Genomic DNA, 14053 nt, shown 5'->3' with positions numbered 1-14053 from the left:
TCATGTCCTATAAAGCCGATTTGGAACACTGATTGTATGTTTTAAACAAATCATAAAATTAAAAATAGCGACATACAAATTATGAATCCAGAAAAAGGTAGTATTTCAATTCACACGGAGAACATATTTCCCGTAATCAAAAAGTTCTTATATTCTGATAATGAAATTTTCTTGCGTGAACTGGTATCTAATGCAGTTGATGCTTCTCAAAAAATCAAACGCCTGGCATCTTTGGGTCAATACCAAGGTGAAACAGGTGAATTGATTGTAGACGTAAAATTTGATGAAGCTGCCAAGACCATCACTATTTCTGACAATGGTATTGGTATGACTGCAGATGAGATAAAAAAATACATCAACCAGATCGCTTTCTCAGGAGCAACAGAGTTCATGGAAAAATTCAAAGAAGCAAATGATGCAAATGAAATCATTGGCCGCTTTGGTTTAGGCTTCTATTCTGCATTTATGGTAGCCGATATGGTAGAAATCCAATCCTTATCTTATCAGGATGGAGCAGAACCTGCTCATTGGACTTGCGATGGTAGTACATCTTACGAAATTTCTACAGGTATAAGAACCACCCGTGGAACAGATGTCATCTTGCATATTAACGAAGAATCAACTGAATTTTTAAGCCAGGCACGCTTACAGGATATTTTAGATAAGTATGCTAAATTTCTTCCTGTTTCAATTCGTTTTGGTACCAAAACGAATTCTGAACCAGATGGTGAAGACGAAGAAGGAAAACCAAAATACAAATCTGTAGAGGTAGATAATATCATCAACAATACCAATCCGGCCTGGACTAAATCGCCGTCTGAATTAAAAGACGAAGATTATCTAGCCTTCTACCGCGAACTCTATCCCTACTCTATGGATGAACCGTTGTTTTGGATTCACCTCAATGTAGATTACCCATTCAACCTAACAGGTATCCTCTACTTCCCTAAAGTTAAAAATGAACTGGAGATCCAACGCAATAAAATCAAGCTCTATTCTAGACAAGTGTTCATCACCGACGAGGTGAAAGATATTGTTCCGGAATTCTTGATGTTACTTCATGGGGTAATTGATTCGCCGGATATTCCATTAAACGTATCCCGTTCGTTTTTGCAGGCAGACAGTAACGTTAAAAAAATCAACAGTTATATCACCAAAAAGGTGGCCGACAAATTGAACGAAATATTTAAGACTGATCGTAAGGGATTTGAAGAGAAATGGACAGATATCGGTTTATTTATCAAATACGGTATGCTAAGCGATGAGAAATTTGCTGAAAAAGCAAATGACTTCTGTTTAGTAAAAAACACAGGCAACCAAAGTTTCACCATTAAGGAGTATTACGAAAAGGTCAAAGATATTCAGGTAGATAAAGATGGAAACATTGTTTACTTATACACACATGATGCTGCTCAACAAGATGGCTTTATCCAAACTGCATTAAATAAGGGGTATGATGTTTTGATGCTCGATGGACCACTGGATACGCACTTTGCAGCTTATTTGGAGCAAAAAGGCGGTGAAAAGGTACAGCTGAAGCGTGTAGATGCTGACGTTATCGATAAATTGATCCAAAAAGACGAAAAGGTCGAACTTGCCCTTTCGGAAGAAGAATCTAAAAAAGCGTTAGCGGTCTTTGAAAAAGCAATCTCCCGTCAAGATATGAAAGTTGAAGTTGATGCGTTAAATGAAGGCGATTTGCCTGTGTCGGTAACAATTGATGAATTTATGCGCCGAATGAAAGATATGGCCAAGACAGGCGGTGGTATGAATTTTTATGGTTCATTGCCCGATAATTATAAGGTTACTGTCAACGGGAACCATCCGCTGATCAAAAGAATCTTATCGTCATCGGACGAAGAAGGTTCAAAGCTAGCAAAACAAGCTTTTGATTTAGCGCTCTTATCCAGAGGTTTATTATCAGGAGCAGATCTAACATCTTTCGTGAAGAGAAGTGTAGAAATGATCTAATCATATTTCTTTTAACAAAAAATGCGGTTTCTATGGCAGGAACCGCATTTTTTGTTAAAGATCGGAAGCAAATGACAAATTTAGACAAGCGAAATGCATATCAACATCGAAACGTAACCGTATCGATGTTTTTTATTAAAATTTAATAAACTAATCTTCACCTAGTTGGCATTAAACGCTGTTTTTTTTCAATCAAATATTTGGAGGGAATAGGGTTTAATCGTACTTTTGTATCATCAAAATCACGGTAGGTATAGCTCAGTTGGTTAGAGCACTAGATTGTGGTTCTAGGGGTCGTCGGTTCGAACCCGATTACTTACCCAAAAGGCAGATCAAATGATCTGCCTTTTTTAATTTTGCGTATTTAACCAATACAGTCTCCCTTCAAAACTGCTCTATCAATCTTTAATTAATATAAAATTCAAACTCAATACTGTTTTCATGCTATACAAACAGATTTGCACCGATTAGGGTAAGGGATCCATGACGGCAGGATTTCCTGGGTCATAAATGCCCACAGCAACTCTGGAGTCAGCACAGCCATAATATAAAAACCATTTTTGTTTAAAAAAGACCAATCCTTCAATAAAAACCGTACCATCGATATATTGCCCACTTTTTTCGAATGATTCCATGGGACGCAAAAACGGAACATCCATTCGAGCCAATACGCTTGTCGGATCTCGTGAATCAAATAAAACCTGCCCAGCGGAATAAGTATTTTTATTAAAACGCTTATCTCCTTTTTCAGCATGATTCTTACCATTGTACAGCAATACAATTCCTTTATCAGTCAAAACTGCCGGGGGACCGCACTCAGTCAATGAACTATCAAAATAGCCATCCCTTGGCGAAATAAAGGCGATCAATGCCCCCTTTTTATCTGTTACGGGCTCCCAGTCAATCAAATTATCAGATGTGGCGCCATACACACCATGTTCCCCCCAGTACAACCAATATTTCCCATTGATTTTAGCTATGACTTGTCTGTTACCTTTCATTACTGTCACAATAGAAGCTGATTTATGCGGTTCATCAACAAGAGTGGGCCTGTTTTTCGACTTTCTAAAAATGGGACCATACTTAGTCCAGTGTTGCAGATCAGTGGATATTGCTAAACCTAAGCGTGGCACCTTTCGATTCCATTGGGTATAAAATAGTACAAAACGCCCGTCCTCCGTCTGTGCTAAGCGGGGATCTTCCGTTCCACCCGGCCACTCGTTATCCTGCTGCTCATCGGGAGCTGGATAGAATACCGGTGTTTTCAGTCGTTCAAAATGAATACCATCAGCACTAGCTGCTAATCCCAGTCGGGAGGTCCGGTGGCCAATAGCCTTCCCTGTCCGATCTTCTGCACGATAAATGACATAAACACTATCTCCCCTTACCACTGCAGCAGGATTAAAAGTGTCGTTGTCCTCCCATCGAATCTCCTTCTTCAGAATTGGATCATAAAATACCGAACTCGTATCAGGCTCAATAATTGGATTGATACCTTTGGGCCGCTCAAAGCCTCCTAATACCCATTGTTCTTTCTTAAGCTTTCCGCCAGGCTGTACGTTACAGCCACATAAAAAGACGAACACAATAGAACCTGCAATTTTAACGATAACTTTCATGTTTTATTTGATCTCCCATGCTTAAGATGCAAACCTGTAAAGGCGAAAATTAGAATTGGTTACAACAGAAAGGTGAGCGAATATCCCCCCCGATCATTCACAAATATAACGTTATTTGAAAGAGATAAATGCCACAAAAACAAGTTTATCAAAAATTGAATTGGAAGCCATCCAAAAAAACTAATAAACAATTTATCGATAAACAACTCATTATATTGCAATATATTGCAATATAACAACAAATACAAGGCTAAATATTGCAACATATAGCACAAAACCATTATATTTATAGCATGATATCCAAAGAAGAACGCCACGATTTCATATTAGTTAAAATCAAAAAGGAAAGAAAATTAGCGATGACAGACTTAGCGGCCGAACTTGGTGTCTCTGAACATACCGTCCGACGTGATCTTAAAGAGTTATCCGACGCAGGCTTGCTTCGTGCTATTCGGGGTGGCGCCACGCTACGGTCAAACATGCCATTCGACATATACGACCGAAACAACCTTGATGTTATGGAGAAACAATCCATAGCAGAAAAATCGATCACACTATTGAAAAATCATCAAGTCGTCTTTTTGGATGGTGGCACAACAACACAGACAATTGCTGGAAATATTCCCGATAGCCTAACCCTTACTGTTGTCACACATAGCCTCCCAATAGCCAATATACTTGCCAACTTCCCAAACATCACCTTGATTTTTGCTGGTGGCACTTTCTGCAAATCATCACTTACTATGCAAGGACAGCAAACCATCGCTACATTTGAAAAAATATACGCGGATATCAGCTTCATAGGTGTATGTAGCCTGGATCTCTACCGCGGACTTACATCAAGAACACACGAAGAAGCAGATGTCAAAAGAGTACTATGTAAAAATTCAATGAACATTGTTGCTGCCACAACAAGCAATAAGCTGGATACCTTGGCTTCTTTCCTAACATGCCCCGTCTCTGATATCAGTTATTTAATTACAGAAAAGGATCCTTTTGACCGCATTTTACAGCCTTATACCGCACAAGGTATTACAATCTTATAAGTTTACCGTTTATGAACAATCTCAAACAGGAAGCTGCCAAAGCTGCTCTTCAACTATTAGAACCCGATCAGCTCATTGGATTAGGTGTTGGATCAACAATAGCTTATTTCATCGAATTAATCGCCAGTAGTATCAGCTTTAGATCCCGCTTAAAATTTACATCGCCTTCTTTGGAAACCAAAATGCTGCTCCAAGAGCATGGACTTATTTGTGTTGATAACAGTATCCTAACAACCCTGGACTATTATTTTGACAGCTGTGATCAGGTGGACATTCATTTAAATGCATTCAAAAGTGGCGGCGGCGTACACACCGGTGAGAAGATTATGGCGAATATGGCACAGCAGTTTATTCTCTTGGTCGATGGCTCAAAGATGGTCGAAAAACTTAGCACAAAGTACCCACTATGTGTTGAAATTATACCCGAAGCTTGGCTATCGGTACTTAAAAAACTAAAATCAAGTTATTCTACAACGATATCCGACATTGTATTACGAAAATCTGGACAAAAATCGGGTCCTCTCCTTTCTGAGAGAGGTAATTTCCTGGCAGACATTTATTTTTCTAAACTGCCCGATATTTTTGATTTGAATAAACAAATCAAACTCATTACAGGGGTTGTAGAACATTCACTTTTTTATCAGCTGTGTTCGGTATGTCTTTTGGCAACAGAAGATGGCGTAACACATTTATATGCAAACCGCATTGGAGAATCAAACACGGAATAAGAATATCACGCAGTAGCATTAAAGTTTATATTGAAGTCTAACAACTAACAAGACAACGCTAAAGTAATTTAAATCAACATGAAACACACTCAAATTAACACAGGAATACTGAGTTTTGGCATGTCAGGACGTGTTTTTCACGCACCATTTATACATACCAATCCACATTTCAATCTCAGCGCTGTTGTAGAACGGTCGAAAAAAGCAGCACATGAATTTTATCCGGCAATAAAAAGCTATAATAGCATCGCTGAATTACTAGCGGATGAAAGCATCGAACTGGTCATTGTGAATACACCAAACTATACACATTTCCAATATGCCAAAGAGGCTCTAGAAGCAGGAAAACATGTATTGATAGAAAAACCCGCCGTTGATGACGCTACACAATTCGATACTCTTCTTGCCATCAGCAAAAAACAAGGTAAACAATTATTTTTCTATCAAAACAGACGGTATGATGGTCACTTTTTAGACATTAAAAAGGTAATCGACAGCGGAGAATTAGGAAAGCTGATTGAAGTGCATTTCAGATTTGATCGCTATAAAATGGAATTGGGGCAAAAATACTTTAAGGAAGATACGCAATATATTTCCAATGGCATTACTTATGACCTAGGCCCTCACCTTATTGATCAGGCAATCTCACTTTTTGGAAAGCCGGTTAAATCTACCAAAACAACATCCATTAACAGGCCGGATTCTAAAGTTGCAGATTATTTTCACTATCATCTTTATTATCCAGCTGGACTGAACGTATATTTAACAGGCAGTCTACTTGTCGCTTCTCCGCAGCCCGCCTTTGTTTTGCATGGTACAAAAGGGAGTTTTATCAAGAATATGACGGATGTGCAAGAACAGCAATTGCTAGATGGTATGTTACCTGACAATCCATCTTATGGCCTTGAGCCAGCCGGCCTCGAGGGGAAACTTGTTACGATAGACGCATCAAATCAAAAACATGAGTCTTTAGTAACGCCACATAAAGGAGATTACAATCAGCTGTTTGAAGCCATTTATGAAAGCTTAAGAAATAATGTCGATTACCCTATTAAAGCGGATCAGATTAAATGGCAGATCGAATTGCTTGAAGCTGAAAACACCTAAGGTTCTAAAAAATCAAATGGTGGCACGGTTCAAAGTAACATGTGCTGCCATTTCAATTTGCTTCCCAAAGACATTCGTTCGGTTCAATATGGATCATCACATGACCGAGATCAGGAATATGCGCAACCAAATGGTCTTTGAGTTTATGCGCCAGCTCATGCCCTTCCCTTACGGTAATTTCACTATCAACAATAGCGTGCAGATCGACATGATATTTAGCCCCCGATTTGCGGACAAAACATTTTTCTGTGGCTTTTATCCCATCTACCTTTAATGCTTCTTCCCGGATATTATCAATGACCTCATCGTATACATTTTCATCCATTATCTCGCCAAGCGCCGGTCTGAAAATATGATAACAGTTATACAGTATAAATCCAGCAGCAAATAATGCCGCATAGTCATCCGCATTTTCATATCCTTTTCCGAGCAACAATGCAATAGATATCCCAATGAATGCTGCAACTGACGTTATCGCATCGCTTCGATGGTGCCAAGCGTCTGCACGAAGTGAAGAACTATTTGTTTCTTTACTTTTCTTCATAACGATCCTATAAGAAATTTCTTTCCATACAATGATCCCGCCAAGAACAAATAGGGTCCAAGGCTTTGGCAGGTCATGTGGCGTTCCTATATTCTCAATACTTTCATAAGCAATTATGGTTGCAGAAACGATGAGAAAACCAACGACAATAAATGTAATGAGGGGTTCTACCCGACCATGACCATACGGGTGATTGTCGTCGGCAGGTCGTTGCGCATATTTTAAACCTAGAAGCACTAAAAATGAAGAGAATATGTCCGCTGTTGACTCAATTGCATCCGCAATCAAGGCATAGGAGTTTCCAAAGAAACCAGCTAGCCATTTTAACAATGCTAGTAATGCATTGCCTACAATACTAAAATAAGTCGTTCTGACTGCAGTCTGCTCTTGAAGTTCGGACATAGCTGTAAATTAACTTGACACCGCGAAAATACTGTTTTTTCTCTTCAAATTCTATTCTCCATCCATAGAAAATAACGATTACAACGATGGATCTTTAACTGCCGCTCGCGATATCCTGCAATGCTTTTTTTATTTCAGGAGTTCCATAGTCACGGCTTCCTTCCAAACGCTCGACGATCTTTCCAGTTTTATCCAAGATCACCGTTGTCGGGATGGACTGCCCTAAGAATTCTGCAGGAATGTCACCCTCTGCTATATAAAGGGGCAGATCATACTTGTTTTCCGCCATGAATGCTGAAGACTTCTCCATGTCGCCATCAACATCCACCATGAGGAAAACGATATCCTTATTATCTTTAAGCGATTGCCTAAGCTGGTCAATAGAAGGTAGTTCATGAATACAAGGAGGACACCAGGTCGCCCAGAAATTGATAAATACGACCTTACCTTTTAAAGCACTTAGTTGGAGAACCTTCCCCTCTTTATCCTTAAAAGATAGCTCCTGCGTTGTGGGGGCAGTAGCTGCAGCAGGTTCCTCCACCTTTTCGACCTTGGTCTCACTTTTAGTTCCTGTGTTTCCACAGCTAAAAAACAAACTGGTCGATAAAGCCGTAAGACCAAAAAAAATAACCCGGCTATTAAACCTAATATTCATCGTCTTTTGTTTCATTAAATTATTCTATTAAAAATAAATCCCTGTTCACTAATCGTTCTCTTAAAGTAAGGGCTAAAAAATTAAATCCGAATTCGGAGATCTCGTCAATCCAATCCTTCTGGGAGAAATTTCTCAAAACATTAGCTAATTTAACCTTAATTATCCAACACCACAAGTATGGCACACAACTCCACAACATAAACCATTGATCAATAATAAAATAAGCAATAATAAAATTAAAAAAATAACAAGAACTTTTACTACATTTAAAAGAGTGAACATATCGTTGATCAAAAGACAATTTATTGACTACATCATGAATCTCCCAGCAAATCATTTCAAAAAATACTTGTTAACATATTTCCTGTTATTCATCACCCCCCAGCTTAATTTCGGGCAAGCCACCTCAACTAAATTCAACAAGCTATATCAGCTAATAGCATCAAAAGATTTCTTCACCGCCCGCAACCTATTTAAGGTAAATAAAACTTTCTTAAACGCCCATGAGCAACTTTTTATTTTGGCAATACTCGATAATGCCTTTAACAGCCCTATCACTTCAAACAAAAAAATCGCATTGCTGAACACAGCAACAGAAGAATTGCCTGACACACTGCGACTAAAAATACGACGTATTCAGGAAGATAATTTTGTCAAACTGAAAGATTACGATGGGGCAAAACAGACAACGCAAAAAATCCTACTCGAATTCGATCCCATGCTGTCAACAGATACAAGAGCGGATCTCCGAAACAATCTAAAAATCTGGTCAGCACTTGATCATGTAAAGCCGCAGCTTATACAAATTAACGACGATACCCGTCTTAAAATGACGAAAGATAAAGCCGGATTGAAGAATCTAAAAGTAGAGGTTAACGGCGATACAGCAAGTTTCATATTTGACACCGGAGCAAATCTATCGACAGTTTCGGAGTCCGTGGCCAAACGACTTCATATGGATATTATCCGTGCAGATATTGATGTAGACGCAATTACAGGTATTGCTATCAAAGCCGATTTAGCAGTCTGTAAACAATTAAAACTTGGTAACATCAATATATCGAATGCTATATTTCTAGTTTTCCCAGACAGTGCACTTTATATCCCACAAATTGGCTATCAGATCAATGGCATAATAGGCTTCCCAGTCATAGAAGCATTGCAAGAAGTACAGCTTACACAAGATGATTGTTTTATTGTACCTAAGAGACCTACAGTTGCAAAGAAGGCTTCAAATCTTGCAATAGATGGGTTATCACCCCTTATTGCCATTGATGGAAAGCACTATACCTTTGATACAGGAGCGGAAAAAACAATCCTTTATGCGCCATTTTACGAAACCTACAAACAGCATATCGAAAAATATGGTATACCGACCAAAGTCGCCATGGGCGGCGCAGGTGGTAACGTCGAATATGATGGCTTTGTCATACAACATACATTCCATATCGGCGATAAACCGATCGCTCTTAAAAAGATAAACCTATTAAAATCGAAGATCAAGAATGAAACCGTGTATGGAAATATAGGACAAGATATTATCCGCCAATTTTCTAAAATGACACTTAATTTTAAAGACATGTTTATCCATTTTAATTAACAGGAATCTAAAACTAAAATGGATAAAAGGTAAACCCCAAATTTAACACTAATAAAACTGAGCTCAGTTTCGTCTCATAATTATACTTCATAAAAACACCCTAAAAGTTTTGTCCAACTTTTAGGGTGTGAGGCTTCTATAGATTTGTTGAACAATTATGCGGAGTAGGTCACTGCATTAAAACCCTTCTTTTTGATAATTTCAATTATTTCTTCCTCCGAAACACCTTCAGATTTTACAGTCAGAATTTTGTCTGCATGTGTGGTGTCAACATTCCATTCACAGATACCGTTCACACTATCCAAATCTGCACTTACTTTGGATACACATCCCCCGCAAGTAAGGTTTGTTTTGAATTGAAGTTCTTTGCTTTCCATGTTATTTAATTTTAATGTTATTAATCTATTTAATTATCTATACAAATATCCCTTTAATTCAATTGGCTATACTTATAGTTTTTCTATTTTGTTTTACAATATTTATCGTTTAAAACACGGTCTACAGCTTAACCATCGTTAGCTATTTTTTCCAACGAAGCCGCAAGCTATTACTGACGACACTTACACTGCTCAATGCCATTGCAGCTCCAGCTATCATCGGGTTTAAAAGGAAACCATTGAATGGATACAGAATGCCTGCAGCGAGGGGAATTCCAATTAAATTATAAATAAATGCCCAAAACAAGTTTTGCTTAATCGTTGCGACCGTTTGTTTCGAAAGTCGAATTGCCTGGGGTATCTTCGTCAAATCAGAAGAAATAATTGTCATTTTCGCTACATCCATTGCAATATCACTTCCTTTTCCCATTGCAATACTGACATCCGCTGTTGCTAAGGCTGTACTATCATTAATACCGTCCCCAACCATAGCGACCACCTGCCCCTTTTGCTGTAATTCCTTAACAAAATCGGCTTTGTGCTCTGGCAATACCTCGGCTTTGTAATGCTGAAGACCTGTTTCCGCAGCGATGGCCCTGGCTGTAGCCTCGTTGTCACCAGTCAGCATATATAGTTCAATTCCCATTGCTTGCATCTCCTTGATAGCGCGTACAGAAGTTTCCTTAATCCGGTCCGCAATGGCAATTACAGCTAATGCAGTATGACTATTGGCAAACCAGATCACTGTTTTCGATTGATTTCCCCATAGAGTAGCATGTTCCATCAATTCTGTCGAAATTGTAATTCTATTTTCATCCAACAACCTCCGATTCCCTACGTAGTAAGTTTCGATTCCTTCACTGCCCTTTACACCCTTCCCCGTAATACTTTCGATAAAGGATATTGGAGTAACTTTCACATCATTAAAATACCCTACAACAGCTTCTGCCAATGGATGTTCTGACTGTTTCTCCAAGCTCAACAGGATACCTTTCAAATTATCTTCATTATTTTTCCAATACACGTCAGTGACAACAGGTTTTCCTTCCGTAATAGTACCGGTTTTATCCAAAACAACTGCACTTACCTTTTTGGCCAGCTCCAGACTTTCCGCATCCTTAATTAAAATGCCCTGTTCAGCTCCCTTACCTACTCCAACCATGATCGCTGTAGGAGTTGCTAAACCTAGTGCACAAGGACAAGCAATAACTAAAACCGTTACTGCCGCCAATAAACCCTGTACCAGATGGTTTTCTCCACCTAAAGTAAACCACAGTAGAAAAGTTAAAATAGCAATACCAATGACAACAGGAACGAATACGCCAGCAATTCGATCGACCAGTTTTTGAATAGGAGCCTTACTTCCCTGTGCATCCTGTACCATTTTAATGATCTGTGCAAGCATTGTTTCCCGGCCAACTTTTGTAGCTTTGAATTGAAAACTGCCCTTCTGATTGATCGTCCCTGCAAATACCTGCTCATTTCCCGTTTTTAAAACCGGGACCGGCTCCCCGCTTAACATACTTTCGTCAACATAGGAATTTCCACTGATAACAACACCATCGACAGCGATCTTCTCCCCTGGTTTTACCAGAATGATATCGCCGGTATTAACGGCTTCTATAGGGACCTGACGCTCTACCCCATCCGATTGAATGACCATAACCGTCTTGGGTTGCAACCCCATTAGCTTTTTAATGGCAGATGAGGTGTTACCTTTAGCCTTTTCCTCCAGCAATTTACCCAATAAAATAAAAGCAATGACAACAGAGGCGGCCTCAAAATACACATGTGCATGCAAGCCACGTTGATGCCAAAATTCAGCAAAGAGCATATTAAATACACTAAATATGTAGGCTATTCCAGTGCTTAATGCAACGAGTGTATCCATATTGGCCGAACGGTGTTTCGCTTGTTTCCACGCATTGACAAAAAAGTCCTTGCCTAGCCAAAGAACTACAGGTGTAGAAAACAGCCACATAATAGGATTTGCGTACGGCATATCCATAAAGAACATACCAATCACGACTACGGGAAGCGATAGCAATACTGCCCATCGTGTTTTGATTTTAAGCTTGTGAAATTTAGCTGCGTGAATAGCCTCCAAAGTTTCCTGCTGTGTAGATTCATCTTCGATTAATAAATCATAGCCACCAGCCTGGACTGCTTTCTGGATTTTTAAATGATCCGTAATATTAGGCAAATACTCAACCGTAAGGTTTCCGGTTGCAAAATTTACAGACGCATTAACAACCCCTTGTTCATATTTCGCCATACTTTCGGCGCTACTGGCACATGAGGCACAAGTCATCCCAAGAACTGGAAATGTCTTGGTCAATGTAGAAACACCATAACCAAGATCTTTGATCGTCTTTACACTGCTAACGACCGCTTCGCTATCTTTAGGTACGATAACAGCTCTATGATTATTCAATTCCACCCGATAGCTCGCCAAGCCTTTGACCTGAGCTAGTCCTTTTTCGACAATTGAAGCACAATGTTCACTTTCAACATCTTCTAAAGGTAGATAAACCGTATCTTTATAAATATCTGTCGCCATAACTGATTGTTTTATTTTACACAACAAATTTGGCCACAAATAACATCGAAATCATTACACAATTAGGGAATTGATTTGTAATATTTATTCGATAATACGATACGACAGGTTGAACTCAATTCTTCTTTAGCTTTCAACTTCTTCAACAAAACCATAGATAATATAATCACCGCGTTCTTCGAGTTTAATCGTTTCCATTCCACTCCAGCCGGATGCATTGGTGTTTTCATCGATAAAATTTTGAATTCTGTCAAATGCGACACCAATCTTTGTTTTCCCATCTGCATAGATCTGATATTTCGCAGAGGTCTGCCAGCTTACTTTTTTTCTAAATAACCGTAAACCTTCTCTTTTCAAAAAACTGTGCATTTCATTAGATAAATTCATATTCTCAATTGTTTTACGCGCCCACACTACTCACCTATTTATTTGGCAGATGCTTTTTTGGAAGGACTTACCTCAAGCCCTCTCATTAGTTTATCTATTTACGCTATATGGCTTTAATGGCTAAAAAAATGGTTTTTCGCTGCTAAAATAGATAGGTCTAAAATAATGAACCAGATGGAATCCTACAATGAGGTAGCTGCTATTTCATCGTACTCAAATGCTGTTTCGTCGAATTTTCCAACAGCATACGATGGACCTTCTTTCAATGCTAATTATAATCTGGCAGACTATTCGAACAGCGTCTAATACACTGCGAACAGAAATAGGAACAGGCGCTATTTTTTCGTCGAATAGATTCTTTAGTTCGTCCGATTCATTTTCAATTCTGTCGATATTTTTCGTTGTTCTTTTCCGTAGAAAGCACATTTGCTTACAATTTAAACGTAAACTATGGAAAACATTGAAAATTTTTTAGCGGAGGATTTTGTATTGGATGTACAAACTGTCTGCGTGGTCGAACCGATCTCATTTTTTGATTTTGATGACATGGAACTGGTAACTATTAAGACAGTTACATCTTCAAAAGTAATATAAAAGAGGATAATGCTGTGAAGGCGTTCTGGTAGGCGCCTTTACAGCAATCGTCTTTATTGCCTACTAAATAAAAAAAGAACAGAGTATATGACTTCACCCAAGCTTAAATGTATTCTCATTGAGGATGAACCCCTGGCGACAAAAAAAATAGTTGAATACATTCATATGTTTCCAGATCTTCAATTGATAAAGATGGTTGAAGACATTGAAAATCCAGCATTATTTAGTCATGATTTAAAATCTGCAGACATCTTATTCCTCGATCTCATTGTTAGCGGCGGCAATATTAATACACTTGCTGAATTGATCGCCGATATTCCTATCCTGATCATTACGTCCGCTGTGTCGCGCTGGCATTATCCGGAATTTATCAAAAACAGAAAGCATTTTGCGCTGCAAAAACCAATTTCGCCCGAAATGTTTCAGTCTTGTATAAAACAAGTCATGCAATACTAGTCCTACT

The 14053-nt window shown here is 38.8% G+C and carries 14 protein-coding genes and 1 tRNA gene; 9 read left to right on the top strand and 6 right to left on the bottom strand.

Going from position 1 to position 14053, the window contains the following annotated elements:
- Window positions 1-81 precede the first annotated feature (81 nt).
- A complete protein-coding gene (gene htpG / locus A9970_RS05205; RefSeq protein WP_182981565.1) occupies window positions 82-1971 on the top strand; it encodes a molecular chaperone HtpG in 1890 nt (629 codons plus the stop codon).
- 247 nt (window positions 1972-2218) lie between these two features.
- A tRNA-His gene (locus A9970_RS05200) sits at window positions 2219-2292 on the top strand.
- Between the two features lie 146 nt (window positions 2293-2438).
- On the opposite strand, the gene A9970_RS05195 is transcribed toward A9970_RS05200, so the two are convergent.
- Window positions 2439-3590 carry a glycoside hydrolase family 130 protein gene (locus A9970_RS05195; protein ID WP_182981564.1) on the bottom strand — a complete coding sequence of 384 codons (1152 nt, stop codon included), beginning with the start codon at window positions 3588-3590 and terminating at the stop codon, window positions 2439-2441.
- A gap of 293 nt (window positions 3591-3883) precedes the next feature.
- Between A9970_RS05195 and A9970_RS05190 the strand changes: the two genes are divergently transcribed.
- From A9970_RS05190 to A9970_RS05180, 3 genes are all read left to right on the top strand, one after another.
- The gene (locus tag A9970_RS05190) at window positions 3884-4636 is read left to right on the top strand and encodes a DeoR/GlpR family DNA-binding transcription regulator (protein WP_182981563.1); all 753 of its coding nucleotides are present in this window, start codon (window positions 3884-3886) and stop codon (window positions 4634-4636) included.
- A gap of 11 nt (window positions 4637-4647) precedes the next feature.
- Complete coding sequence (rpiA, locus tag A9970_RS05185; RefSeq protein ID WP_182981562.1) at window positions 4648-5364, top strand: ribose 5-phosphate isomerase A; 717 nt, start codon at window positions 4648-4650, stop codon at window positions 5362-5364.
- Between the two features lie 78 nt (window positions 5365-5442).
- Window positions 5443-6471, top strand: a complete 1029-nt coding sequence (locus A9970_RS05180) for a Gfo/Idh/MocA family oxidoreductase (protein ID WP_182981561.1) — start codon at window positions 5443-5445, stop codon at window positions 6469-6471.
- A 52-nt stretch (window positions 6472-6523) separates the two neighbouring features.
- On the opposite strand, the gene A9970_RS05175 is transcribed toward A9970_RS05180, so the two are convergent.
- Complete coding sequence (locus tag A9970_RS05175; protein WP_153848520.1) at window positions 6524-7417, bottom strand: cation diffusion facilitator family transporter; 894 nt, start codon at window positions 7415-7417, stop codon at window positions 6524-6526.
- A 94-nt stretch (window positions 7418-7511) separates the two neighbouring features.
- Entirely contained in the window at window positions 7512-8072 is a 561-nt protein-coding gene (locus A9970_RS05170; protein ID WP_259655332.1) for a TlpA disulfide reductase family protein, read from the bottom strand.
- Between the two features lie 274 nt (window positions 8073-8346).
- Between A9970_RS05170 and A9970_RS28885 the strand changes: the two genes are divergently transcribed.
- On the top strand, window positions 8347-9672 hold the full coding sequence (locus A9970_RS28885) for a retropepsin-like aspartic protease (protein ID WP_182981559.1): 1326 nt from the start codon (window positions 8347-8349) through the stop codon (window positions 9670-9672).
- Between the two features lie 155 nt (window positions 9673-9827).
- Here the strand turns inward: A9970_RS28885 and A9970_RS05160 are convergent, their stop codons facing one another.
- The 3 genes from A9970_RS05160 to A9970_RS05150 form a co-directional block, all read right to left on the bottom strand.
- The gene (locus A9970_RS05160) at window positions 9828-10049 is read right to left on the bottom strand and encodes a cation transporter (RefSeq protein ID WP_182981558.1); all 222 of its coding nucleotides are present in this window, start codon (window positions 10047-10049) and stop codon (window positions 9828-9830) included.
- Window positions 10050-10191: 142 nt separating this feature from the next.
- On the bottom strand, window positions 10192-12609 hold the full coding sequence (locus A9970_RS05155) for a heavy metal translocating P-type ATPase (protein WP_182981557.1): 2418 nt from the start codon (window positions 12607-12609) through the stop codon (window positions 10192-10194).
- 126 nt (window positions 12610-12735) lie between these two features.
- The gene (locus tag A9970_RS05150; protein WP_145330518.1) at window positions 12736-12996 is read right to left on the bottom strand and encodes a hypothetical protein; all 261 of its coding nucleotides are present in this window, start codon (window positions 12994-12996) and stop codon (window positions 12736-12738) included.
- 174 nt (window positions 12997-13170) lie between these two features.
- Here A9970_RS05150 and A9970_RS28635 point away from each other — a divergent pair, with 174 nt between their 5' ends.
- From A9970_RS28635 to A9970_RS05140, 3 genes are all read left to right on the top strand, one after another.
- Window positions 13171-13302 (top strand): hypothetical protein, encoded by a 132-nt coding sequence (locus tag A9970_RS28635; protein WP_259254939.1) that lies wholly within the window; start codon window positions 13171-13173, stop codon window positions 13300-13302.
- 144 nt (window positions 13303-13446) lie between these two features.
- Complete coding sequence (locus tag A9970_RS05145) at window positions 13447-13590, top strand: hypothetical protein (RefSeq protein WP_153848663.1); 144 nt, start codon at window positions 13447-13449, stop codon at window positions 13588-13590.
- A gap of 87 nt (window positions 13591-13677) precedes the next feature.
- Window positions 13678-14046: a hypothetical protein gene (locus tag A9970_RS05140; protein ID WP_075992579.1), complete on the top strand. Its 369-nt coding sequence runs from the start codon at window positions 13678-13680 to the stop codon at window positions 14044-14046.
- Window positions 14047-14053 lie beyond the last annotated feature (7 nt).

It is taken from the genome of Sphingobacterium sp. UME9 (assembly GCF_014170215.1).
GTDB lineage: Bacteria > Bacteroidota > Bacteroidia > Sphingobacteriales > Sphingobacteriaceae > Sphingobacterium > Sphingobacterium paramultivorum.
The sequence above is the reverse complement of the archived record's forward strand: the minus strand, read 5'-3'. Positions and strand labels throughout refer to the sequence as shown.